General features: G+C 50.9%; 22 protein-coding genes. 5 read left to right on the top strand and 17 right to left on the bottom strand.

Annotated elements, in window-relative coordinates:
* Positions 1–43: 43 nt before the first annotated feature.
* Together CF651_RS00840 and CF651_RS00845 are read right to left on the bottom strand one after the other, a co-directional pair.
* Positions 44–1,237 (bottom strand): oligogalacturonate lyase family protein, encoded by a 1,194-nt coding sequence (locus CF651_RS00840; RefSeq protein ID WP_094012949.1) that lies wholly within the window; start codon positions 1,235–1,237, stop codon positions 44–46.
* A gap of 202 nt (positions 1,238–1,439) precedes the next feature.
* Positions 1,440–2,813, bottom strand: a complete 1,374-nt coding sequence (locus CF651_RS00845; protein WP_094012950.1) for an MATE family efflux transporter — start codon at positions 2,811–2,813, stop codon at positions 1,440–1,442.
* Between the two features lie 228 nt (positions 2,814–3,041).
* Here CF651_RS00845 and CF651_RS00850 point away from each other — a divergent pair, with 228 nt between their 5' ends.
* A complete protein-coding gene (locus CF651_RS00850; RefSeq protein ID WP_094012951.1) occupies positions 3,042–3,554 on the top strand; it encodes a CBO0543 family protein in 513 nt (170 codons plus the stop codon).
* Here CF651_RS00850 and CF651_RS00855 read toward each other — a convergent pair whose 3' ends face one another.
* The 9 genes from CF651_RS00855 to CF651_RS00895 all read right to left on the bottom strand — a co-directional run bounded on the left by CF651_RS00855 (position 3,555) and on the right by CF651_RS00895 (position 11,642).
* Complete coding sequence (locus CF651_RS00855; protein WP_179232639.1) at positions 3,555–4,376, bottom strand: ABC transporter permease; 822 nt, start codon at positions 4,374–4,376, stop codon at positions 3,555–3,557. It lies immediately after the preceding gene.
* Positions 4,377–4,380: 4 nt separating this feature from the next.
* A complete protein-coding gene (locus CF651_RS00860) occupies positions 4,381–5,190 on the bottom strand; it encodes an ABC transporter permease (protein ID WP_094012953.1) in 810 nt (269 codons plus the stop codon).
* The gene (locus CF651_RS00865; protein ID WP_218827825.1) at positions 5,190–6,182 is read right to left on the bottom strand and encodes an ABC transporter ATP-binding protein; all 993 of its coding nucleotides are present in this window, start codon (positions 6,180–6,182) and stop codon (positions 5,190–5,192) included. Before CF651_RS00865 ends, CF651_RS00860 begins: the two co-directional genes overlap by 1 nt.
* A 276-nt stretch (positions 6,183–6,458) precedes the next feature.
* On the bottom strand, positions 6,459–6,752 hold the full coding sequence (locus tag CF651_RS00870; RefSeq protein WP_094012955.1) for a Dabb family protein: 294 nt from the start codon (positions 6,750–6,752) through the stop codon (positions 6,459–6,461).
* A 44-nt stretch (positions 6,753–6,796) separates the two neighbouring features.
* Positions 6,797–7,381: a YdeI/OmpD-associated family protein gene (locus CF651_RS00875; RefSeq protein WP_094012956.1), complete on the bottom strand. Its 585-nt coding sequence runs from the start codon at positions 7,379–7,381 to the stop codon at positions 6,797–6,799.
* A 135-nt stretch (positions 7,382–7,516) separates the two neighbouring features.
* Complete coding sequence (locus tag CF651_RS00880) at positions 7,517–8,362, bottom strand: prohibitin family protein (protein WP_245855579.1); 846 nt, start codon at positions 8,360–8,362, stop codon at positions 7,517–7,519.
* Positions 8,363–8,600: 238 nt separating this feature from the next.
* Positions 8,601–9,959 carry an arsenic transporter gene (locus CF651_RS00885; RefSeq protein WP_094012958.1) on the bottom strand — a complete coding sequence of 453 codons (1,359 nt, stop codon included), beginning with the start codon at positions 9,957–9,959 and terminating at the stop codon, positions 8,601–8,603.
* 332 nt (positions 9,960–10,291) lie between these two features.
* Positions 10,292–10,864 (bottom strand): DJ-1/PfpI family protein, encoded by a 573-nt coding sequence (locus CF651_RS00890; protein ID WP_094012959.1) that lies wholly within the window; start codon positions 10,862–10,864, stop codon positions 10,292–10,294.
* Positions 10,865–10,958: 94 nt separating this feature from the next.
* Entirely contained in the window at positions 10,959–11,642 is a 684-nt protein-coding gene (locus CF651_RS00895) for a YjjG family noncanonical pyrimidine nucleotidase (RefSeq protein ID WP_245855580.1), read from the bottom strand.
* 122 nt (positions 11,643–11,764) lie between these two features.
* Here CF651_RS00895 and CF651_RS00900 point away from each other — a divergent pair, with 122 nt between their 5' ends.
* On the top strand, positions 11,765–12,175 hold the full coding sequence (locus CF651_RS00900; RefSeq protein WP_094012961.1) for a hypothetical protein: 411 nt from the start codon (positions 11,765–11,767) through the stop codon (positions 12,173–12,175).
* A gap of 214 nt (positions 12,176–12,389) precedes the next feature.
* Here the strand turns inward: CF651_RS00900 and CF651_RS00905 are convergent, their stop codons facing one another.
* From CF651_RS00905 to CF651_RS00920, 4 genes are all read right to left on the bottom strand, one after another.
* Entirely contained in the window at positions 12,390–13,316 is a 927-nt protein-coding gene (locus tag CF651_RS00905; RefSeq protein ID WP_094012962.1) for a glycoside hydrolase family protein, read from the bottom strand.
* 17 nt (positions 13,317–13,333) lie between these two features.
* Positions 13,334–14,455, bottom strand: coding sequence for an NADH-dependent flavin oxidoreductase (locus CF651_RS00910; RefSeq protein WP_094012963.1), 1,122 nt, complete (start codon positions 14,453–14,455; stop codon positions 13,334–13,336).
* Positions 14,456–14,543: 88 nt separating this feature from the next.
* A complete protein-coding gene (locus tag CF651_RS00915; RefSeq protein WP_094012964.1) occupies positions 14,544–15,098 on the bottom strand; it encodes a GNAT family N-acetyltransferase in 555 nt (184 codons plus the stop codon).
* Between the two features lie 187 nt (positions 15,099–15,285).
* Positions 15,286–15,531, bottom strand: a complete 246-nt coding sequence (locus tag CF651_RS00920) for a hypothetical protein (RefSeq protein ID WP_094012965.1) — start codon at positions 15,529–15,531, stop codon at positions 15,286–15,288.
* A 231-nt stretch (positions 15,532–15,762) separates the two neighbouring features.
* Here CF651_RS00920 and CF651_RS00925 point away from each other — a divergent pair, with 231 nt between their 5' ends.
* Positions 15,763–16,713: an L-lactate dehydrogenase gene (locus CF651_RS00925; RefSeq protein WP_094012966.1), complete on the top strand. Its 951-nt coding sequence runs from the start codon at positions 15,763–15,765 to the stop codon at positions 16,711–16,713.
* 154 nt (positions 16,714–16,867) lie between these two features.
* Here CF651_RS00925 and CF651_RS00930 read toward each other — a convergent pair whose 3' ends face one another.
* Both CF651_RS00930 and CF651_RS00935 read right to left on the bottom strand, forming a co-directional pair.
* Complete coding sequence (locus CF651_RS00930; RefSeq protein WP_094012967.1) at positions 16,868–18,232, bottom strand: PASTA domain-containing protein; 1,365 nt, start codon at positions 18,230–18,232, stop codon at positions 16,868–16,870.
* Between the two features lie 115 nt (positions 18,233–18,347).
* Positions 18,348–19,073, bottom strand: a complete 726-nt coding sequence (locus CF651_RS00935) for a FadR/GntR family transcriptional regulator (RefSeq protein ID WP_094012968.1) — start codon at positions 19,071–19,073, stop codon at positions 18,348–18,350.
* Between the two features lie 232 nt (positions 19,074–19,305).
* Here CF651_RS00935 and CF651_RS00940 point away from each other — a divergent pair, with 232 nt between their 5' ends.
* Positions 19,306–20,724 (top strand): FAD-binding oxidoreductase, encoded by a 1,419-nt coding sequence (locus tag CF651_RS00940; RefSeq protein ID WP_094012969.1) that lies wholly within the window; start codon positions 19,306–19,308, stop codon positions 20,722–20,724.
* A gap of 29 nt (positions 20,725–20,753) precedes the next feature.
* Positions 20,754–22,136: a (Fe-S)-binding protein gene (locus CF651_RS00945; RefSeq protein WP_094013477.1), complete on the top strand. Its 1,383-nt coding sequence runs from the start codon at positions 20,754–20,756 to the stop codon at positions 22,134–22,136.
* Positions 22,137–22,214 lie beyond the last annotated feature (78 nt).

The raw sequence follows: 22,214 nt of genomic DNA on the forward strand, positions 1-22,214 counted from the left end.
AAGAGAAAGGATTTGCTCCCTCCTCTTGCCTTTTAACCTATGATTATTCCTTTGATAATACTTGCTTTGGCAGCCCTTCAAATGCCGGGACATCGACCAGATAAAGGTTGCCGTACCCGCTAAGGTCACTTGTGAACAGCACCTGGGTCCCATCGGGGCTGAACCGGGGATGCACATGAATTTTTTGGGACTGAAAGCTTCCCCGGTGCCGGCATAAGATCCGAGGGCCTTCCAGCCCTTCGTCCGTTTTTTTCCATAAGCAGATTGTATCCTGGAATTGATCGCCGTGATAAGCACTTGTTTGCTGGCCGTCTCCTACAATCAACTCGGAGTCATTGGAGTGAATATGCATGTTCTGAAAAGGAAACGCATACTCCTCGCACTCGGTATTATCGTAACGGACCGAACCGATAAATTTACCGTCTTGATTATGAAGCGATTCGGTATAGCCGTGATACCCGATTCGAAGCCCGTCGGCATGCCAGTATTCGTGCCCGACAAACACATTGTCCTCCGAGGTACGAATCTTCCATACCTCTCCGGTTTCAATGTTCATGCACCAAATCCGGTGATCGACAAGATCCCAGGGACCTTCATGGCAAAAGCTCAGCAGGTGCGGCTGGGTTGGGGAGGCGTTGACGTGACCGATCCAAACCTTCTCTTCATGTATGACTTTGGAAGCGCCGCCGTCCGCTGGAATAAGCACGATTTTGCAATGCGGCTTTGCTCTGGCCGTTTCTTCAAAGCCGATATACCCGGCCCCTAGCGAGGTTTGAATCCGGTCGCTCAAATCCTCCTTGATACAGGCGCAAATCCAGGCGCCGTCTGCAGTGCAGCTCAGATTGCCTAATCCAAAGCCAGCAGGCGCCTCATAGATCACTTGCTCCTCCAAGGTATCCAGATGAATCGAGATCATCTGCTTCTCCTTCGTGTAGTAGGCTTTGAGTCCGTCGGGACTTAGATAGCACTGTTGAATTGCGGCCGTGCTTCCCGAGTAATCGGTCAGCTGAGTGATATCCCCGCGGATCAGGTCCAGGCTGAATAAATTCGTCGCATTGCTTCGGTCGGACCCGAACAGCAGCTTCGACCCGTTATCATACCAGCCGTTATTGGTGAAATATAGGTGAAAGCTATGCGAAAGGTGATTCGTTAGCTGGCGCATCGGTATGCCAGTAATCAAGTCCTTCGTCCAGCTCCACTCTGCGGGCCACACTTTTCCTTTTGCCGAAGTACTCATTCTGTCCACTCCATTCGTCGATTGTAAGCTCTTGCAGACTCAGACTAATCGAAGATGTCCTGACTGGCAACGGGACTTTTTTGCAGGGGGCAAGACAGGGGTAGCACTTTTTTTCAATACTTGCACTTTGTTAACATGAAGAACACCCGGTCGCTTCCTTCCGAAGCATGCCGGGTGTTTATTGGTTTCTATAGCTGAAGCATCAAGCAGACTCTGGCGCTGACGATTCCGGACGGGTACGCTTCCGCTGCACATACAGAAGCCGGCAGAACAGCCCTATCGCACCGAAGGCGAGACCGGTGATTAACCCGATCCAATAGCCGAATGCCCCATATGAAGCCATGTGCGCGAGCGCATAGCCGACGGGCAGTCCGATGAGCCAATAAGACACTATCGCGACAACTAATGTGATATTGACGTCTTTATATCCGCGCAAGGCCCCTTGGATCGGTGCTGCCAACGCATCGGACAGCTGGAAAAATAACGCAAATACGAGAAATTGCTGCGTCAGGACAAGCACCTGTTCATCCGCGGTGTAGATCCCCGCGACCTGCTTACTGAACAGCAGAAGAATCGCAGCGCTGAAAATGGCCATACCCAGAGCCAACAAAATACCTAGGAAGCTGTACTGCTTGGCATCCTTGAACCTTCTTGCTCCCACCTCAAAGCCTACCATAATCGTCAAAGCCATGGAGATGCTTAGAGGGATCATGTACAAAAAGGAGGCGAAATTCAAGGCTGCCTGATGCGCGGCAATCGTAGCCGTGTTGAACTCGCTCATGAACAAAGTGACCGCTGCAAAAATGCTCACCTCGAAGAAGATCGCGAAGCCGATCGGCAGGCCGACCTTCAGCAGCTCCTTCCAAGCGGTTAAGGAGACTCGATACATTTTGCGGAAAATATGATAGTCAGCGAACGGTTTTACCCGAATAATAACGAACAGCGCGATAAGGCAAATGCACCAGTAGGTGATACCGGAGGCTACCCCTGCGCCAACGCCGCCCAGGCGGGGAAAGCCCCATTTACCGAAAATAAACACAAGATTCAAAAAGCTGTTTATGGGCAGGGAGATGAGTGTAATAAGCATCGACATTCTCGTCTGTCCCAGTCCGTCCATATAGCTGCGAAGCACCGAATAGACGAATAAAGGAAGGATACCTATCGCAATCGCCGTCAAAAAACCGTGCGCCGTCTGCCTTACCGCAGCTTCCAGATTCATGCGGTCAAGGATCGGATTCAGAGCAAAGCCCCCGATCGCTACGACAGCAACCGCAACGACGACCGCCAAATAGATGCTTTGGACAACCTTATACGGAACCAGTTCTTTGCGCTTCTCTCCCACCAGCTGAGCAACGATCGGCGTTACGGCAAACAAGATACCGGTCAAGCCCGTCTGAACAGGGATCCAAATACTGGTGCCGATAGCTACCCCGGCCAAATCCGCCGTGCTCGAATGGCCCGACATGAAGGTGTCGAGAAAGGACATGGCGAACATGGACACCTGGGTAACAAGAATCGGCAGTAAAATAACAAGCAGCTGACGTAATTTTTGCGGATATGAAAAGGTTTGTTTCATCGTTTGCAATTCCTCTGACTTCCATCGTTAGTCTCTGTTGAACAATAAATAAAGGTTAATCTTATCAGATTCCAACCCAGATTCCAACCCGGATGCCAACCATCAGGTTGCAAGGGTTTGCAGCAGTGTTCCCCATCCCGGACCTCACATAAATAGGAAGCCGCAGAATGGGATATTCTAGTATGCATAGCTTGGTTTTAATCAGGCATTGAAAAGGAGAGAGCCGCATTGGTTGCCGTCGTGTATTCCGTTCTTTGGATCATCAGTTCCTTCAAGCTCGTTCACTGGCGCTTGTGGTATACCTATTATCCTACCGCTTTATACGCGGCAATAGGCAATCTTCTCTATGAGGTCATATGCGATGATTACCCGCTCTGGCAGATGGAGCCGAATGGCCTTCCAAACCAGACAATGCCCGAAATTCTGTTGATCGTCATCGGCATGCCGTTATCCACGCTTGTCTTCTTATCCCATTTCCCGGAGCAAAGATTCATCAAACAGTTGCTGTACATCATCGGATTTGTCTTATTATTTCTTGTCATGGAGTGGATCTCGGTCCATTACGGCTCCATCACGTATCACAACGGCTGGAATCTGTATTGGTCCATTTTGTTCGATCTGATCATGTTTCCCTTACTTCGCATCCATTACCGTAATCCCCTGTTGTGCTTGTGCTTGTCCGCCGTCTTTGTCGCTTTTCTGTCCATCACCTTCCAATTGACCTTGGATAAAATGGAGTAGCTACCCGGCTGCGCTGGAATATCTCCGCAAGCCAATCCGCCAAAAGCTGTAGGCCAAAAGCATAATGACCATGGCGCCCAGCGGAACAACCCATCCGGCCCATGCATATCCCGAAGGTCGAAGCAAATAAGCGGCAGGGAAAAAGCTGCCAAGTGCATACGGAATGGCATAGGTGAGCAGTCCGCGCACAAACGGGTGAAAAATTTCGAGCGGATAGCGGGTAAAATCGTACAGCCAATTGACAGGGTAAATGACGGATCGGACCTCAAGCACCCAAAAGGAAGTAACACTGATGGTCAATAAAATCGCAAATTGAATGACCGCACTGCTGATCAGCGCGATAACGATATAGAGCAGTGTCCACGGGGTCCAGTTCAACTGAAGGTGCCACGCTGCATAACACAACATCGCAATTCCCGTCACCGATTGACCGACCCCATTGAGCTCCTGTGAATGGCCAACCGCCTGAAACAGCACGCCTACCGGTCTGGCCATCATCACATCCATCTGTCCTCTTCGAATCAAACCGTGCAGCGAGAACGGTGCATTAAAAAAGGTCTGGTTCAGTGCTTTCCCTGTTGCGGCGAGACCGAAAATAAACACCAGCTCATAAAAATTCCAATCCGCCAGCTGGGGGATACGTTGAAATATGACCGCCAAGAATAGCAGGGTGCTTCCCTGCACCATGATCCCGGCAAGTACCGAAATGATCGTATCCGCGCGGTATTCGACCAGCGTTTTGCAATAAATCTTCAAATATTGACCATACATCCCGATCCAGTACAGCAGCTGCTGCCCTGGATTTCGCTGCGGCATCAGCATGTTCTCACCCCCCATTGATGGACAGCCGTTTGGCCGCCCGCATCCACAATACCCGGCTGATGACAATCATAATCACAGCCCATACACATTGCTCCAGCAGCGCCTGCACCATAGCCGAGCCCGTTAATTTCCCGGTATAGATCGATAAAGGAATGTACGCCATCGACTGAAAGGGTAAATACTGCACGAGGGCTTTAAGCCAAACCGGAAAAAACTCAAAAGGAATCAGCGTTCCGGCGAAAATATCGACGATAGCCCGCTTGATCAGCTGGACACCAAACGTATTCGTCGTTAGAAAAGAAATCATCATCACGATTGAATTCAGGCTGAACGCCACCAAAAAGCCGATCATAAGGCTCAGGGCAAATCCGAATGCAGCGGCAAGATCGGCCGGCGGAGAAATGCCCAACACGAAAATAAGCAGGAACATGGCGGGAAGGTTCACCCACAGCATCTCGACGACAAAAAATCCGGCGGCCTCCAGAAACCGCTGCACTTGAAAATCGATCGGACGGATCAAATCCAGCGCGATATCTCCCGACCGCACCCTTGCAGCCGTTTCATAAGTAGGTGCACGTTCGGCAGGCGACCACCTGGCAAAATTGATCGCTTGCCCGATCATCACGTAGGTGATAAGCTGCTGCCAAGGCAGCGCCATGCTCACCGAATTGCTGTAGATCGCTTTCCACAGCATATAATACATGACACTGAACATAAGGGTAGACAGCAAGGTCATCATAAAATCAAACCGGAAATGCAGCCGCTGCCTCACTGCAATCCCGGACATTCCCGCCATACGTTGAATCGCGTTCATTATTGCGCCACCCCCCCGGTGACCCGGAGCGGTTCCCCAATATGCCGGTGAGGGTGTTTGGACTCCGTTATCCCTTCGCGATAAATGCGGCTGATCAGCGCATCCACACTCTCGTCCTGCATCGTCAAATCCCTTGGATTGGCCCGCTGCAGCAGCAATCGCAGCAGTTCGGCCGTATCCGTCACATGCTGGTCGTAGGTCAGACGGAGCACTTGCTCCTCCAGACGGACACTCACACCGGCCATGTCCATGTATACACCTGCAGCCAATTGGGCAGCCACGGCATCAGGAAAAACAGCTCGAATTTGCCGTTCCGTCGCAAAATGCTCTTTAATATACTGGAGGCTGCCATCGTAGATCAAATGGCCTTTGTCAATAATCATGGTTCGATGGCACAGCCTCTCAATGTCGTTCATATCGTGAGTCGTCAGCAGTAAAGTAACCCCCTTCTCACGATTAATTTTCTCGATAAACGCCCGTATTCGTTCCTTAGCCACCACATCAAGGCCAATCGTAGGCTCGTCGAGAAACAATATTTCCGGCTCGTGCAGCAGCGCCGCCAAGATTTCACAACGCATCCGCTGACCTAAAGAAAGCGTTCTCACTGGCCGGCTGAGCAAATGCCCCACTTCTAATACATCGGCAAACTCATCCAGATTCCGGCGGTATACAGAATGCGGGATGCTGTACATGTAGCGAAGCAGCTCATAGGAGTCCTTGACCGGCAGATCGAACAGCAGCTGAGACCTTTGACCGAACACGACGCCAACCTGATAGCTGTTCCGTTTGCGGTTCTTGTGTGGAATCAGCCCTCCGATGCGAATCGTTCCGCCGCTTGGCTCCAATATGCCTGTCAGCATTTTGATCGTCGTTGATTTCCCGGCACCGTTGGGACCGAGATAGGCAACACTTTCCCCTTGCTCAATACTGAAGCTGATGTCCTCCACAGCGGTTAAGGTCTTCATCTGCGGCCGGATTAAGCTTTTGAGCATGCCGAAACGTCCCTCCCGCCTTATGGAGGTTTGGAAAACCTTTTGAATGTGATTCACTTCAATAAGCGACAACCGATTCTCCCCCAATCTGGTTTCAATCTATAAAATATGTAAATTTCTATAGTATATCAGATTCATTCCAGATTGTGGCATATTTTCGCGTATTACCTTGTAAAATCACAAACGAACGGCTTCGTTCGCAACAAAAAGCCGACGTACCTGAGAGACGGCAGCCGGCTTGTCAACATGCAGCATATTCTTATGCCTTACGGCAAATTAAATTTCAATATCAACAATAAGACTATCGACTCTTCCCACTTCACGGATAAAGGCAGCGACCTCTTGATGCTGAGGATTCGGACCGTAGGCTTGCAGTGCCGCCCTGTCCTCAAAGCGGACGGATAAGACCACCTGGTAGCCTTGGTTTTTTTCCGAGAAATTGATTCCGGCCTGCAGGTCGACAATCCCTGTCAAATGGCTGCGCAGCGCCTTAAAACGATCCACGACTTCCTGGAGCTGCTCCTGTGTCGTGCTCTCCCCGAATTTCACCAGTACAATATGATCTATCATAGCAAGACCCTCTTTTCTAGTATAATCTAGTACACTATATCATGTTATTCCCGTTTCTTCCAGGACAGCGATGGGATCGTTCGGCCTTGCTCCGAATCCTCAATCAGAACAGCCAGTCTTTTAGCCCGCGTTTCCTCCTTCTTGGCACTCATGACCCAGTGAATGGCGGTTTTCCTGTACCACGGCGCCTGGGCTTGGAAATAGCTCCACGCCTGTGGATTGGCGCGTAGCCTCTCCTCGAAAGCATCGCTAAGCTTCGCAGGCTCCTTCTGCTCAAAGGAATACACGGCGGACCGCTCCTTGGAACGCAATTCATACGCACGCAGCCCTTCCGGCTTCATTCGCCCCTGGCGTTTCAGCTCCTCCACGCGGTTCATATTCACAACGCTCCATATGCTGCGAGGCTTCCGCGGCGTGAAACGAATCATATAGCTTTCCGCGCCAAGGCTTTTGCGAAGGCCGTCAATCCATCCGTAACAAAGCGCTTCGTCCACCGATTCAGGCCAAGTAATGGTTGGCTTGCCGGCGCCTTTCTTATAATAGCCGACCCAAAGCTCCTGCTCGCGGTTATGGTGTTGCTCCAGCCACTGCCCAAACTCCCCCGGTTCCGTGAAAAATTGTGGTGTCACTTCAGCCTCTCCTTTCGCCAAGATATATTTGGTTCATTTTACCATAAAAAGGCTGGTGCACCAAGATTCAACGGCTTCGAGGTATTCAGTACTGCTTGTGGGAGAAAATTCTGTGTGTGCTTTCTCTACCATTCGTTATTTTTTATTGCTGCCAAGCGAGTTGAGATCAATGAACGGCGTAGCGCCGCTTGTCACGGCAGGTAAATGACCATCCCATTTCTCCAGCGCCTTTTCCTGCACCTCGATCTGCTTGAGCTGTACCAATTCAGCTGTAACCTCTTGCTTTTTCAGCTTTAGCGATTCGGCTTCGGCTTGAGCCTGAGCAACCTTTTGCTTCGCCTCGATTTCAATCCGCTTCAAGTCGTTTTCCGCTTTCAATGCCTGCTGCTGGGCAACCTGCTTGGCTTCGATCGACTGATTAAATGCATCGGAAAATTTAAAGTTTACAATGTTAATGTCATTTACAATCAAATCGTACTTCGCCAATCTCTTCGTCAAATGATCGCTAATCTCTGAAGCGACGACGTCCCGCTTTGCGATTAAATCCTCAGCCGGGTATTTGGCGGTCACTTCCTTCACGATTTCCTGAATTGCCGGGGCAATGATGACCGTATCATAGGAGCCGCCTATATTATTCATCAAATGGAAGGCCGCTGCTTTATCGACGGAATAGTTGACGGCCACATGGGTGGATACCGGCTGAAGATCCTTGGAGGAGGCAGAGGTATCCGTCTCCGCTTTGGTTACCTGGGTGTTGACCTGGATGACGCTTTGAATAAACGGAAATTTCAGATGGATGCCCGGACCCAGGATATCATCGTTTAATTTGCCGAATGTCTTGTATAATCCGACATGGCCGTACTGGACAGAAGCGAAGCTGTTGAACGCTAGCACGAGTACAATAAACGCTCCCAAACCCAAATTAATAAACAACCCGATCGGACTTTTTTTCGTATTCTTGCTTACTTCCGTATTCATCATATCGACCTCCAGCGTAGAGTAAGGATGCATATCTTACATACGTATGCCGAAGGCTGTTGTTTCAGGCTGCTGGCTATAAAAAAAGAAGCAGGCATATGCCCCCTTTTATTCATCTTACCTATAAATGCCCAAGCCTTAGCGTATCTCTTTACATAAGCTAAATCGTCTTCATCCTAACTCTTTTTGCAAACGGCCTTCCCTGTTCGATTCAGGAGGTCGTTTTTTTTCGTTACCTTCGTCAGAAAAACCAGGACACCCATTGGGCCAGGAAGACCAAAGTGAAAAATACGGTAACGGGTATAACAAGGGAAGTCACCTTCAAGTATTCACCCCAGGTGATTCTTACCTTACCTTTTTTTATCATGTGCATCCACATCAGCGTGGCTAATGTACCGATCGGCAGCAGCAAGGAGCCCATATCACTGCCAATGACACTGGCCAGATACGATATTTTCAAAGTTAACGGGTCAAGACCCATATGGGTTAAGGTGAGGGTACCAACCATCAAGGCAGGATGATTATTAAAAATATTGGACAAAACGGACATCACGAAACCCATGACGACACTTGCGTGAAGCAAGCTGCCCTTAATAACAGGCTGCAGAAGCTGAATCAGCATTTCCGTCAGTCCGATATTGTGCAGGCCGTAAATAATCACATACATACTGAATGCGAATATCAAAATATACCATGGTGTTTTCTTCAGCATATCCAGGGGGGAGATTTTCAGGTAATACCAACGCCATGCGAGCAAAAAAGCGGATCCGATGACCGCCATCCACGGGACAGGGAAATGAAGGTATGAAGCGGCAAAGAGGCTTAATCTTACACCCAAGACGAAAATGAAGATGTTGCGCATGAGTTTCGTCTGCTTCTCCCTTGGAACAACCGGCTTCGTATCCTTGAGCGGATGGTGCCCGGGGGCAGCAGGATAGGGCTGGTACCAGGGATCGAGTTGAACGTTAGCCAGCCTGCGCGGCAGCACCCGGTAGAAAATAAAATAAAGCATGAATGTCAGCAGTACAAGCCCTGCCGAAGCCGGTACGAACATCATGGCCGTGTGCATGTATAAATCCATATTGACAATTTTGAGCGCGATCAGATTCACGATATTGCTAACCCCGATAGGGGCGCTGGACGCCGTGGCTATGAGTGCACCGGACAGCAGATAAGGAATCTTTTGATGATTTTTCAAACGCAGCCGCTGCAGCAGCATGAGCAGAATCGGTGTTGTGATCAAGATACTCCCGTCGTTGTTCACGAACAGCGTCATAAGGAAGCAGAACCCGTTGGTATACCAAAATAATCGCCTGCCCGAGCCCTTTGCTTGCTTCAGCAGCAGCGAGGCGGCCCAATGAAAGAAACCGAAGCTTTCCAATACAATGGCCATAACAATGGTAGCTATAATAGTAATGGCGGCGCCGCCTATCGTTTCAGTAATCAATCCCAAGTCTTGCAATGAAACGCTGCCACTGATCAGGACCACCAAGGCGCCGACGCTTGCCGGTATCGCCTCATTAACATGAGGCCGCCAAAATATAAAGGATACGGTACATAGAAAGCTTATTATAGTAATCGGGACCATCAGATCATGCATGTGACCTCACCTTCTTTTCTATATTTCTATTATTTTTTGCTTTATCCATTTCGGGCTATCATCGTTACCGCCTCCATCTTTATATGTCCTCTATGCTCATTCGTATTGTATGTATACGTAACCTAGCAAGTACTAAGCCATTTCATCATTTCTAGCATTTCCAACTATTAGCTCTCATTCCTATTTATCTGCTAGTTATATTTATCTAGCATTGACATTTGGCTCTGAACTTCCGCCCTCTTATGTGCACGCAAAAAAAAGAAGACCGCAGGCGCCCCGGCGATCTCCCTTACTCATTTTAAAATATCCTGCTGTGATGAGCCTCCCGCACCTTACCTGTCCATAATATCAGCGAACAGCTGGTCTCTTTCCGCCTGCTTGTCCCGATAAATATCCAGATAATCAAAAATAGCAAAGGAAAAGTCGACAAATGCCCGCCCTTTGGCCGTAATGACATGACCGTCTTGGACCACTCGCTGCTCGAGGTATTGCTCCCTCGGAAACGGATCCGCTACGCCCAGCCTGATGATGCGTTCAACTGCGCATGACGTCGTGAATTGACGGCGGTTCAGCACTCCGGCTCTCCCCAAATACTGCGGGCCGTTGCATACGGCAGCAAGCAGCTTTTCCTCTTGATCCAGCTTCTGGATCAGCTCTGTCAGCTCCTCCTTCTGATCGCGTATCGGCCCTCCCGGAATCAGCAGCCCCTCGACCTCATGGAGATTCAAGGCATCCTTGATCGCTAGATCCGGCTTGTAGGTCAAGCCGGATTCGCTCATGACGGGATCCAAATTGTACCCGGCACACAAAACCTGTTTCTGACCGACTTGCGTCAATTTATGGCATGCCAAAGTGATCTCAAAATCGGCAAACTGATCGGATATAAAGCAAATGATCGTTCCCATGCTGCCTCCCCGGATAAGTATATTTTATAATTCCTTGTAAGCAAATTCACGGTAAGTTTGAAATCCGTGCTTGGCGTAAAATTTTATGCCCAAGCTAGAGTAAGCCTTGAAGCTCAGTCAGCTCGCCAATGGTGAATTTGGGCTTTTGATGCTCCGGCACCATTCGATTTCTTCGGTTATAATAGCAAAAATCGACTCCGGCATTGACAGCGCCCATATAATCATCCGTTAACGAATCCCCTACGAATAAAACTTCATGCTTTCTGAGATCCAGCTCCTTCAACGCAATATCAAATATCGCTTTGTCGGGCTTCCAATACCCAACCTCATCGGAGATCACAACCGAATCAAAATAGTGACCCAAATTACCGGCCGCCAGCCTTTTTCTTTGGGCTTCTCCAATCCCATTCGTAATCATCCCCATGGCATAGCGGCCATGAAGCTGCTCCAGCAACCGATCCGCGCTTGGCTCCAAATGGCAGGAATTGCAAAACAATCCCCAATACGTTTGTGAAATGGACCCGGCTCTAGAGAAGTCCCGATTCAATTCCTTCAATGTGTCGGCAAACGAATATTCCAGCACCTGAGAGATGTGATGGTTGTTCGTATTGCGGCTTACCCAGTAACGGTCGTTAATCGGAGCAAAGATCCCCCAGAACTCCTCCCAAACCAGGTCGTTCAATTGATGCTGGGCAAGAGTTTGTTTCATACAATGAAGCTCGCTCCGGCTATAATCCAGTAATGTATTATCCAAATCAAATATAATCGCCTTGTACATAGACAGCCCCTCTCCTAAAGTAGTTATTCACCTAGTAAATAGCAGGATTCGCCCCATATTCACCACATTTTACCATGCTATGCTGAGTTTGTATTTATCTAATTTTGAAAGGATGATGTATCATGAAAATGCGCAAGTGGACCACCGTTCTGCTCTTGGCTCTATCTTTAATATTGGTCGCTCTTCCCGTTCATGCCGCAGGCTACAAGTATTTTGAGCTGGACTCCAGGTATGACAAGGACTATTACCTAACGAATCTGATTCCCGGATCGCATGCTCAGGTTAGTGTTGCTAACGGCGGCTTCTACCATCCTTACGAAAGCAATGTGAATTATATTTTATACGATGGAATGATGAATGTGTTAGCCAGCGGCTCCTTAATCCCGTATTACGATTACATTAACGACATCCGGTCGGGAGAATCAGGATTCGGCGGCGAGTTTAATACGACAACCGGAGGATTCCAATTATATGTAGAATGTGACTCCGCAGCCCCTTGCTACGCTGAGAATTGGCTTGATGTCACAGACTAGAGGCATGCCGCTCCGATCCTCATGACAAGGATAACCGGCTTCGCCATCTTTCCAGATGGCATGCGTTTGTCTTATCTACTGAAGAAAATCCGCCCCCCACGGGGCGGATTTTTTAACTACAATCGAATTTAGAAGTTTGCGGGGTCATCGGATGTGAAGGTTGTATTTGGTGATAAAACCAGCTATAGAAGCTGTCCCTCATTGTACCGGCTGCTCAGTCCTCCGGCAATAGGGACAGCTCGAAGCTTTCATTCCGGTCGCAGATCAGCCGGCCATCCTTCACATCCAGCCTTGCAACCTGAATGGATGTACGCCGTTCGGCGTAGGTTTGAGGCAGCTTGTGATGGTCAGGCCGGTCCGGATGCGTGAAATAGAAGATGTAGGCCTGATCCTGCTGCACCACGACGTCTGCGTGAAGGCCGATGGTTGCATCGTCTGTACGAGTACCGGGTTCATTCAGAATCCATCCGTTCCTTTCCCATGCTTCCCCGTCTGCCGACTTGAAGACACCTTGCCCTCTCCATTCATCAACGACCATCCAGAAGCTTCCCTTGAAATAAAATACGTTAGGGCCTTCGTGCGCCCGTTCCGTCAAGACGGGCCCCATAACCTCCCAGTGGTACAGGTCTTGGCTGTCGGCTGCGTAAGTATGGGAATGATGATTTTCGTCCTTATACCACATCCGGAAACGTCCGTCCGGGAGCTGATGAATGCAGGCATCGATAACCCGCTCCGAGCTTAGACGAAGCTCAGATTGAAACTTCCATTGCAATAAGTCCTTGCTTGTGTAATGCAGCATTTTCCGGGGATGTCCGTCCCAGTCATAGGGCACGCCTTGAATATAGCTGACATACATGTGGTATTGTCCCTCATGCCAGATGACTTCCGGTGCCCAGAACGTATTGCGGCCCCATTCGATATCCAGACCTTCCATAATCCCGCGATACAGCCACGTCTTCCCTCCGTCTCGAGAAGAAGCGATGCCCAAGTCCGTCCCATGCACCCAGGCAAATTTTGGCCCTTCCGCCGTGGCCCTTCGGTTCGTATAAATCATCCACCATTCCTCTGTTTGGCGGTTCCAGATTAAGACGGGATCGGCTGCACCATCATACATCGGGTCTCGGAACAACGGCGATTGCATGCTACACACCCTCCTTTTTATTGTACAGGGAACCATCCAGCCCTTTGGATAATCATCTGCCAGAGAGGATCGGGAATGACCAAACGCTGCTGATCCTCCTTCGTCAGGAAAGTGGCGATCTCCGATTCCCGTCCTGAAGCAACTTTCTCCACCCAGTCCGGCTCGATAATAAGCTCACGACCGAGAGCCAGCAGGGCAATACCGGTTTCCATCGCTTTGGCAGCTTCCTCTGCTGTATGGATGCCGCCCACTCCGATGACCGGCACTTTATCGCCTATCCGCTCCTGAATAATCTCTACCCTTGATCTAGAGTCATCGACACCACGGCGTGGAGCGGACCAGAATTCATTCAGCGAAATATGCAGATAATCAATTGACTTGGCTGCCAGTGCATCCAGAAGAACGAATGTTTCGGCCATCGTAATTCCAGGTGTCTCCGCCTCTTCCGGTGAGAACCGATAGCCTACGATGAACGGCTGTTTGGCATGTTTCGCTACGACATCCTGTATTTCATCCACGAGCGCCAAAGGAAAAGCAAGCCGCTTCTCGACGCTTCCTCCCCACTCGTCTTCCCGACGGTTCGCATGCGGGGAGAAAAATTGCTGTATCAAATAGCCGTTGGCTCCATGAATTTCAACTCCGTCGAAGCCCGCCTCAATCGCCCGTCTTGTCGTGTCCCCGAAGCGCTTAATCATAGCATGAATCTCTTCGGATTCAAGCGCTCTCGGGACTATCGCGCCTTCCCTCTCGCTCGCTACAGCACTTGCACTTACGACATCGCCGTTTGGAACCGCATCCGGCGGACAAAGGCGGCCGCCATGAAAAATTTGCAGCACCGCTTTGGCACCTTTGGATTGTATGGCGGCAGCAAGCCGCCGCAGGCTTGGAATGAAGGAGTCGTCATCGGCAGAAAACTGGCCGGGAAAACCTTTTCCATTCGGCGTCACATACGTGCATGCCGTTATGACCATGCCTGCTCCTGCAGATCTTCGCGCATAGTAATCCAGCTCTGCATCGGAGACAGTGCCGTCCGGGTTGGAAGAGCAATGAGTCATGGGTGCCATGACAATCCGATTTTTTAATACGATGCCGTTATGCAGCGTTAGGCTTTCCAGCAGGGAGCTATACTTAGCGTTCATGTATGTACTTCCTCTCCATATATGTTTTGTAAGACTCTCACTTAATTATAGTAAAGGATAACGCCGTTGTACAATTTTACCAGCTGCATCATGATTTGGAGCGGTACGCCCTCTCGTGAAAGCTCGTAATGTAGCGAAAGAGCGTCTTACCGTCCTCAGGCAGCCGGTTATCCTCCGTTAAATGAAGTATCATCGCACGGTAAAGCTCAGGCACCCAAATATATTGATGCACTTCGTCGGTAAGACGGAACCCGTTGCGTTCCCAAAACCGGATACGGCCAAGATTCGCCTCCGTCGGCTCAGCCTCCACCTCAATGACGATTCCGCGGCAGACGGACTGCTGCTCTGACCAGGCTCTAATGTAGTCTATGAGCCTCCGGCCCAAACCTTGATTGCGGTACCCTTCATCAACAGCGAGATAGTCAATGATCGTCACCTCCCCCTTGGCACTGTGCCCCGTTAAAGCCATGGCAATCGTTTCCTTATGAAGCACAGCCGTATGCAGCTGCCCTATTCCTCTCTCGAGCATCCTACGGATAATCGCAGGACTCTTCCTCCCTGCTGCGGGAAACGCCTGCTCATAGACGGGCTCCGCTTCCTTCCAATGTCGCTCATTCCACTCCGTGGTCGTGTTAAATTCCAATGAGGTCACCCTCTCTTTATATGCGATAAATCAAAGTGAAATGGCTTCACATTCTTTCAGGCTGGCATGTGTTTGTCAAGGTAGATCAAGCAGGAGAAGCTTATGCTGACTTATCTGCTGAGAAAAAAGCCCGTAGCAACGGGCTCTCATGAGGGTTCTGGATGTCATTAGACACTTGGGCTTGTATTTAGTCATGCTCCTGATTCGGCGACTCTTTAACAAGCTTATCGTATTTGGCATACCGGTCATCGACCTCTTGGGCCATTTGACGGAATCTGCGGGTTTCATCCACGACAGGATCCAGCACGGCCTGAATCCGGATTTCAGTTTGGGGCGGAAGCTTCTTCACAGCGGCTTCGTCAGGCTCTTCACTTTGTAATTCACCTTCTGTCAGCTTCTGCACCAGCTCTTCTTCAATTTTCTTTGAATCCATGCGTAAGCACCTCCCATATCCTTATTATGGCTTTATTTTGTCTATTTTGTCCAATAGAGGGCGTTCGGCATTCACCAAAAGTAGGAGTGGTGTGATGATTCATTCCACTCCTATAAAGTAACAAAAACATACCTGCACACGTAATTATATATTACATAAGAATCTCATTAAACTCCGCAGCATCCATATACTATACCAACAACAAAGAAATGCGAGAGGGGAACGAGCCCTATGGGGAGTACATTACGCAAGGTGGCCATTGTCGGTACCGGTTATGTCGGCGCCAGCTGCGCCTATTCCTTAATCAATCAATCGATCTGCGATGAAATTATGCTCATCAACCGCACCCCGGACCGCGCTTACGCGCAAGCCCTTGACTTGTCCCACTGTATGGATTTCATCCATTCCCGCACCAAGGTATACACTGGCACGTACGCACAGTGCCGCGATATGGATATCGTCATTTTATGCGCAGGCGAGACACCTCCTAACAGCAAAAACCGTTTGGATGCCCTCGATTCGGCCGAACGGATCCACCTGCCTATGATCGATCAAATTACGTCAAGCGGATTTGACGGCATTTTCCTGGTTGCGTCCAATCCAGTTGATCTTGTCACTTATATGGTCTGGAAGCGATCCGGAATGCCTCGCAATCAGGTGCTGGGCAGCGGTACTTCCATCGACTCCGCCCGCTTGAAGACGCTGCTGTCCAATTATTTGCCTGTCGATCCCCGAAGCGTTCAAGGGTATGTCCTTGGTGAGCACGGGGAATCCCAATTCCCCTGCTGGTCGCACGTGACCATCGGCGGCAAGCCGATTCTTGATATTTTATCCCAGCATCCGGAACGGTTCGGTCATATGAAACTCGAGGAAATCGCTGTGCAAACGAAGGATGCAGGCTGGGAAATTTATAACCGTAAAGGTTCTACACATTACGGCATCGGGAATGCTCTTGCTTTCATTACCCGCTCTATCCTGAATGATGATCATAAAGTCATTGCCGTCTCGGCCGTCCTGGAGCAGGAATACGGGCAGTCTGATTTATGCGCAGGCGTCCCTGCTATCATCAACCGACAGGGAGTTAAGGAAATTGTGGAGCTTAACCTATCACCGAAAGAAAAAGTCCAATTCAACCATTCCTGCACCGTCATTCGTCAAGCGATGAAACGCTTAGCCTTATGAGCTTGCTCCGCTCAGGCAACCAGGAGCATGGAAGCAGCAACCCAAAGAACCCGGTCCGCCCACCGACTGATCGTCCTGTCGTCCCATGACAGAACCTGCAGTTATCGGGTAAACCGGGTTCACATTGAACGAAGCTGGCCTGCTTCGCTCTTGTTTATTTACTAACCCAAAACTTAATATTGCCGCCGGTCGTAACGGTCGTATTCGGCATCGGCTCTTGCTTGAATACGGTGTTGTTGGGCGTTTGGTCGTTCGCCTCGATCACAAATTCATAATGAAGCCCCGAAGCCAGCGCCTGCTTCTCCGCCTGCTCCCGTGTAAGTCCCATCAATGATGGCGCAGGGATCGGCTGTCCCGCGGCCGGAGGAGTCACGGCAGCCGAATCCGGCTTCGTTTCCTTCGGGGTGACCGTCTGCTGCGGCTGCGTTTGCGTTGTCGGAGGCGTCTGCTCGGCAAACGTCTGCTCCTCCCCACGGCCAGGCTTGCGATTATCCAGTAAGCCAATCAGTATGGCTCCCGCCAATACGATGACGCCCGCAAAGACGGTTCCGTAAATCAGCACCCGTTTGGCAAGGGTGCCGAACGTTCTTTTCTCGGGCTTCACCGCTCCGAGCACCATGGTAGCCGTATCATCTTCTTCCTCTTCTTCGATACGCACCGGCTGTGGACGCGGCTTCGAATCGGACCTGGAACGCGAAGGAGGCGCCACCGCCTTCTTCAGCTCCTCGATCCGCTCAAGTTCGATTTCCTTCGTCAGGCCCGAAGCAGAAGACCGGGATTGAAGGGCGGCTGCATCCGGCTTCGCGGATCCTATGGCTTGGCTGCCCCGAAAGCTCAGCAGCTGCCGAAGCTGGAACGTAAAATCTTGAAGCGTCAGCAGGCCCGAGGCGGCGCTGTCGTAAATGTGCAAAAGCCCTTCCTTCTGCTGGGCAGGCAATGCAGCTATCGACTCCCGAAGCAGCAGTATCAAGCTGTTCCAGGAAGCAGGAACGGTCAAGGCACCGGTGATGAGCTGGTACAGCAAGCCGCACAAGCCGGTCACGCCCCGGTGCCGTTCAGCCCCCGTCTCCCAATAATTCATCACAACGATCTGCTTCTCCTCATTCAGCCACAGATTATCGGCGTGCACCGAAAACTGCGGAATGCCTTCCGCAGAAGCCTTTTGCATCGTGACCCCAAGCTCGCAAACCAGCCGTACGCTCTCCTCGAAGCCTGCGGTCCGACGGCCGATTTCCTGAATTAACGGATTGCCGTTGCACGGCTTCAAGATCGCCATCAGACGATTGGATTCCGTGTCGATGCCCAGATCCAAAATATGCATGAAGTTTTCCCCTGTAAACTGGGAAGCTTCTCGCAGCTGACGGATGTATTGGGCCGCGAACGTTTCATCCGGGCTATCAACTCCGTAAAGAATAATTTGACGCTTTAACGATAAATCTGTCCCCAGATAGATCATCCCGCCCGGCAATGGCAATATCGGTTTCTCTGGAACATACCGGTTCCCAATGCTACCTTCCATTAGGTTGACCCCCTTATCTCTGCTCACCGGTAATACTATACAAATGAGTCCTTACACATCTTACTTATATAGTTCGTACCATAGTCCTGTTTTCCGCGTCATTTGGCAAAAGTTTTCAAGCTTGCTGAGGAAGCTGCGCCTGGTTCAGCACCGCGTCTACCTTTTGCAGATGCAGCAGCATGAGCTTCTCAGCCAAGGCTTCGTCCTTATTCATAATTGCCTGATAAATATCCGTATGCTCCAGAAGCAATCGTTCCGCAGAGGCCAGCTCCCCATAGAACCATAACGCTCGTGACTTGCCCATACTTTCCTGAAGCCGGTGTGTCAAGGATTCCATAATTTGAATTAACAGCTTATTATGGCTGGCCGCCGCAATTTGCAGATGAAAGTCAACGTCCGCCTGTTCCCCTTGACGCTCATCGGACAGAACCTCCTTCATTAAGGCAATTGTCCGTTCCATTGCACTGAGGTCCGCTTCCGTTCGGTTCCTTGCCGCCAAGGCCACGCAGCCGACTTCAATATATTTACGAACCTCCAACACCTCCTTCAAGGAATCGGCCCCTTCAAAAAGCGGCTGGGCAGCAGAAGGCTGCTCTGTTCCCGGAAGCTCTTTACAGACGAAGGTCCCTCCGCCATGCCGGATATCCAGCCATCCCATAGCTTTTAACGCGCTCAATGCTTCGCGGATCGTGGATCGGCCTAATTGAAAGCTGCTGGCGAGCTCCACAACGGAGGGCAGGCGGTCGCCGGGCTTTAATTCTCCCGATAGTATGCGTTGTCGGATCGCTTCCATCACCAGGTCTGAGCCTTTTTGCGGCTTCACGTTCGTAAATTGATTCATACAATCCCCCAAGGATAAACGGATTCGCCATCTTTGTATGATGGCACGCGTTTGTCAAGGTAGACGAAAGTTGTGAAACTTATCCTTTCATATCTACCGAAAAAAAGAATATACACTTATTCAAGCATACGTTATAATGAAAGAAAAGTCATCTGATGACCTGTTCTCTTTTTTAAAAAATTCGATTAGCGAACAAATCAAAATGTTACCCTTAGGGAGGCTGCCATTCCATATGTTGATTGATTCCATTCGCCATCAGCTCCGCTCCATTGTAGGCGAAGCTTATTTCAAAGATGATCCCGAAGCGCTCGTATCCTATTCTTACGACGCCACTCCGATGCATCAATCGCTGCCTGACGGGGTCATTTATCCTGCCGATACAGCCCAGGTTGCTGCCATCCTGCGCATTGCCAACGAGCACCGCATTCCTGTCATCGGCCGCGGCGCCGGTACGAACCTGAGTGCGGGAACCGTCCCTGTAGCCGGAGGCCTCGTCATGGTGATGAACCGGATGAACCGGTTAATCGAGATCGACCGGGATAATCTTACCGCCACCTTTCAGCCCGGGCTCAACACGAAGCAGTTTCACCAAGCGGTTGAGCAGCTGGGATATTTTTACCCTCCGGATCCGAGCAGCATGGTCATCTCGACGATGGGCGGCAATATTATGGAATGTGCCGGCGGACTGCGCGGGCTGAAGTATGGCACGACCAAGGATTATGTCATTGGTCTGGAGGCCGTACTTCCTTCAGGGGAAATCATCCGTACAGGCGGCAAGCTGTACAAAGACGTTGCCGGCTATGACCTCACGAAGCTGCTCGTCGGCTCGGAAGGAACGCTCGCTATCATTACGGAAGCGACCGTAAAGCTGCTAACCGCTCCTACATACAAGAAAACAATGCTAGCCATGTATAAGGATATTTATGCCGCTGCCCGTACCGTTTCCAGCATTATCGGCCAGCACCGAATTACGCCGTCGACGCTGGAGTTCATTGATAATCCGACACTGCGGGTCGTCGAGGACTTTAACAAAATCGGTCTCCCGCTCGACATGGAAGCGATTCTCCTCATCGAGCAGGACGGCTCCGACGAAGCGACGATTGATGCCGATATTGAGAAAATTAGGCATATATGCTTGGAGGAAGGCGCAGCCGAGGTACAGCTGGCCCGCAGTGCCGAGGAGGCAGAGAAGCTGATGAAAGCCCGCCGCAGCGCATTATCAACCTTGGCGAGAATCAGCCCGACTACCATTCTGGAGGACGCTACGGTGCCCCGTTCCAAAATCGCCGAAATGGTTATTGCCATTAACGACATTGCGAAGAAATACAACGTCAATATATGCACCTTCGGTCATGCCGGAGACGGGAACCTCCACCCTACCTGTACGACCGACGCCCGGAATCCGGAGGAAATTCATCGCGTCGAGCAGGCGTTCGAGGAAATTTTCGAAAAGGCTATCGGCCTCGGGGGAACCATCACCGGGGAGCATGGCGTAGGCGCTGTCAAAGCCCCTTACCTGGAATGGAAAGTAGGAGCCGCCGGAATCGAGCTGATGAAGGCCATCAAGCATGCGTTCGACCCGAACCAGATTATGAACCCCGGCAAAATTTTTGCCAAGCCTTCACGGAAAAGAGTGGTGATCCAGCATTGAGTACGTCTGTTCAAACCAAATCAGCAACGATGACACCTGCCAAGCTATCCGCACCAACCAATGCCATTATGGAACAAATGAAGCTGAAAATAAATTATGACGAGCTTACCAACTGTATGCGCTGCGGGTTTTGCCAACCCGCCTGTCCGACCTTTCAGGAAACCGGCTATGAGGCTGCTTCCCCCCGTGGACGGATCGCCCTGATGAAAGCGGTGACTGATGGATTGATGGAACCGGACGCCTCCTTCCGGCAGCAGATGGACCTGTGCCTAGGCTGCCGCGCCTGTGAGCCCGTTTGTCCGGCCGATGTGAAATACGGACAGCTGCTGGAGCAAACGCGGGCAGTGCTGGAAGAAGAGCCGGAGCATCACCGCTGGTGGGTTCGAATCGCCCGGCGCGTCACGTTCACGCATTTGTTTCCGTATCCGAAGCGGATGCGGCTGATGGGCAGCGCCCTGAAGCTGTACCAGCGGTCAGGTCTTCGGGGCTTGGCTCAAGCCTCGGTCATGAAAATGTTTCCTGAGCATCTCCGCCAGATGGAGTCGATCCTTCCCCCCGCAGCCTCCAAAGGGGTTGTGGAGCAGCTCGGCACCTTTTACCCGGCCAAAGGCGAACCGATTGCAACCGTCGGCATGTTTCGCGGCTGTGTCATGGATATTCTTTTTACCGAAACGAATATCCGTACGGTGAAGCTGTTGGCTGAAGCCGGCTTTAACGTCGTCATTCCGGAAGCCCAGCAGTGCTGCGGCGCACTTCATGCCCACAGCGGCGAGCTGGAGCAGGCCAAGCAGCTGGCCAAGCAAAACATTAAGGCGTTTCAGGATGCGCAGGTCGATTATATTATTAGCAATGCCGGCGGCTGCGGCGCGCTTCTGGTCGAATATGACCACCTGCTGCATGACGATGCGGAATCGGCCGGCGCTGCCGGATGGTTTGCCTCCCGAGTCAAGGACGTTGCCCAGATGATTATGGAAAAAGGACGCATCTCCGCGGTCATTCCCTGGGCCTCCACAACCGGGCAGGCAGCAGCAAGCAGCGATGCAGGCAGGAGCAAAACGAAAGTCACTTACCAGGATTCCTGCCATCTGCGCAATGTGATGAAAGCCGGTAACGCACCGCGTGACTTGTTGAAGCGTACAGGAGATATTACTTTTGTTGAGCTGCCGGAAGGAGACCGCTGCTGCGGCTCAGCCGGTATTTATAACATCGTCCAGCCGGACATGTCGATGCAGCTTCTCGATCACAAGATGGAGCATGTGAAGCAAACCGAGGCCCATGTGCTGCTGACAAGCAACCCCGGCTGTCTACTGCAGATGAAGCTTGGAGCCGAACGTGAGCAGTTGTCTGACCGGCTGAAAGTTATGCATGTGGTCGATTTCCTGCATGAGCGCTTGGAAAAGCAGCGGCAATAAGCGTTCCGGGGCTTCACCCGCGGCAGCAAATGGTTGCCGCAACGCAGCATGCACCGGACTCCCGCTCACCGCTCTGGG

The sequence above is a fragment of the Paenibacillus rigui genome (assembly GCF_002234615.1).
In the GTDB taxonomy this organism is placed as follows: domain Bacteria; phylum Bacillota; class Bacilli; order Paenibacillales; family NBRC-103111; genus Paenibacillus_S; species Paenibacillus_S rigui.

Excerpts from the sequence above, each read along its gene's own strand:
- CF651_RS00840 (WP_094012949.1), bottom strand. The coding sequence starts at position 1,237 with ATGAGTACTTCGGCAAAAGGAAAAGTGTGGCCCGCAGAGTGGAGCTGG.
- CF651_RS00845 (WP_094012950.1), bottom strand. The coding sequence starts at position 2,813 with ATGAAACAAACCTTTTCATATCCGCAAAAATTACGTCAGCTGCTTGTT.
- CF651_RS00855 (WP_179232639.1), bottom strand. The coding sequence starts at position 4,376 with ATGCTGATGCCGCAGCGAAATCCAGGGCAGCAGCTGCTGTACTGGATC.
- CF651_RS00860 (WP_094012953.1), bottom strand. The coding sequence starts at position 5,190 with ATGAACGCGATTCAACGTATGGCGGGAATGTCCGGGATTGCAGTGAGG.
- CF651_RS00865 (WP_218827825.1), bottom strand. The coding sequence starts at position 6,182 with ATGCTCAAAAGCTTAATCCGGCCGCAGATGAAGACCTTAACCGCTGTG.
- CF651_RS00870 (WP_094012955.1), bottom strand. The coding sequence starts at position 6,752 with ATGATAGATCATATTGTACTGGTGAAATTCGGGGAGAGCACGACACAG.
- CF651_RS00880 (WP_245855579.1), bottom strand. The coding sequence starts at position 8,362 with ATGATGAATACGGAAGTAAGCAAGAATACGAAAAAAAGTCCGATCGGG.
- CF651_RS00885 (WP_094012958.1), bottom strand. The coding sequence starts at position 9,959 with ATGCATGATCTGATGGTCCCGATTACTATAATAAGCTTTCTATGTACC.
- CF651_RS00890 (WP_094012959.1), bottom strand. The coding sequence starts at position 10,864 with ATGGGAACGATCATTTGCTTTATATCCGATCAGTTTGCCGATTTTGAG.
- CF651_RS00895 (WP_245855580.1), bottom strand. The coding sequence starts at position 11,642 with ATGTACAAGGCGATTATATTTGATTTGGATAATACATTACTGGATTAT.
- CF651_RS00900 (WP_094012961.1), top strand. The coding sequence starts at position 11,765 with ATGAAAATGCGCAAGTGGACCACCGTTCTGCTCTTGGCTCTATCTTTA.
- CF651_RS00905 (WP_094012962.1), bottom strand. The coding sequence starts at position 13,316 with ATGCAATCGCCGTTGTTCCGAGACCCGATGTATGATGGTGCAGCCGAT.
- CF651_RS00910 (WP_094012963.1), bottom strand. The coding sequence starts at position 14,455 with ATGAACGCTAAGTATAGCTCCCTGCTGGAAAGCCTAACGCTGCATAAC.
- CF651_RS00920 (WP_094012965.1), bottom strand. The coding sequence starts at position 15,531 with ATGGATTCAAAGAAAATTGAAGAAGAGCTGGTGCAGAAGCTGACAGAA.
- CF651_RS00925 (WP_094012966.1), top strand. The coding sequence starts at position 15,763 with ATGGGGAGTACATTACGCAAGGTGGCCATTGTCGGTACCGGTTATGTC.
- CF651_RS00930 (WP_094012967.1), bottom strand. The coding sequence starts at position 18,232 with ATGGAAGGTAGCATTGGGAACCGGTATGTTCCAGAGAAACCGATATTG.
- CF651_RS00935 (WP_094012968.1), bottom strand. The coding sequence starts at position 19,073 with ATGAATCAATTTACGAACGTGAAGCCGCAAAAAGGCTCAGACCTGGTG.
- CF651_RS00940 (WP_094012969.1), top strand. The coding sequence starts at position 19,306 with ATGTTGATTGATTCCATTCGCCATCAGCTCCGCTCCATTGTAGGCGAA.
- CF651_RS00945 (WP_094013477.1), top strand. The coding sequence starts at position 20,754 with ATGACACCTGCCAAGCTATCCGCACCAACCAATGCCATTATGGAACAA.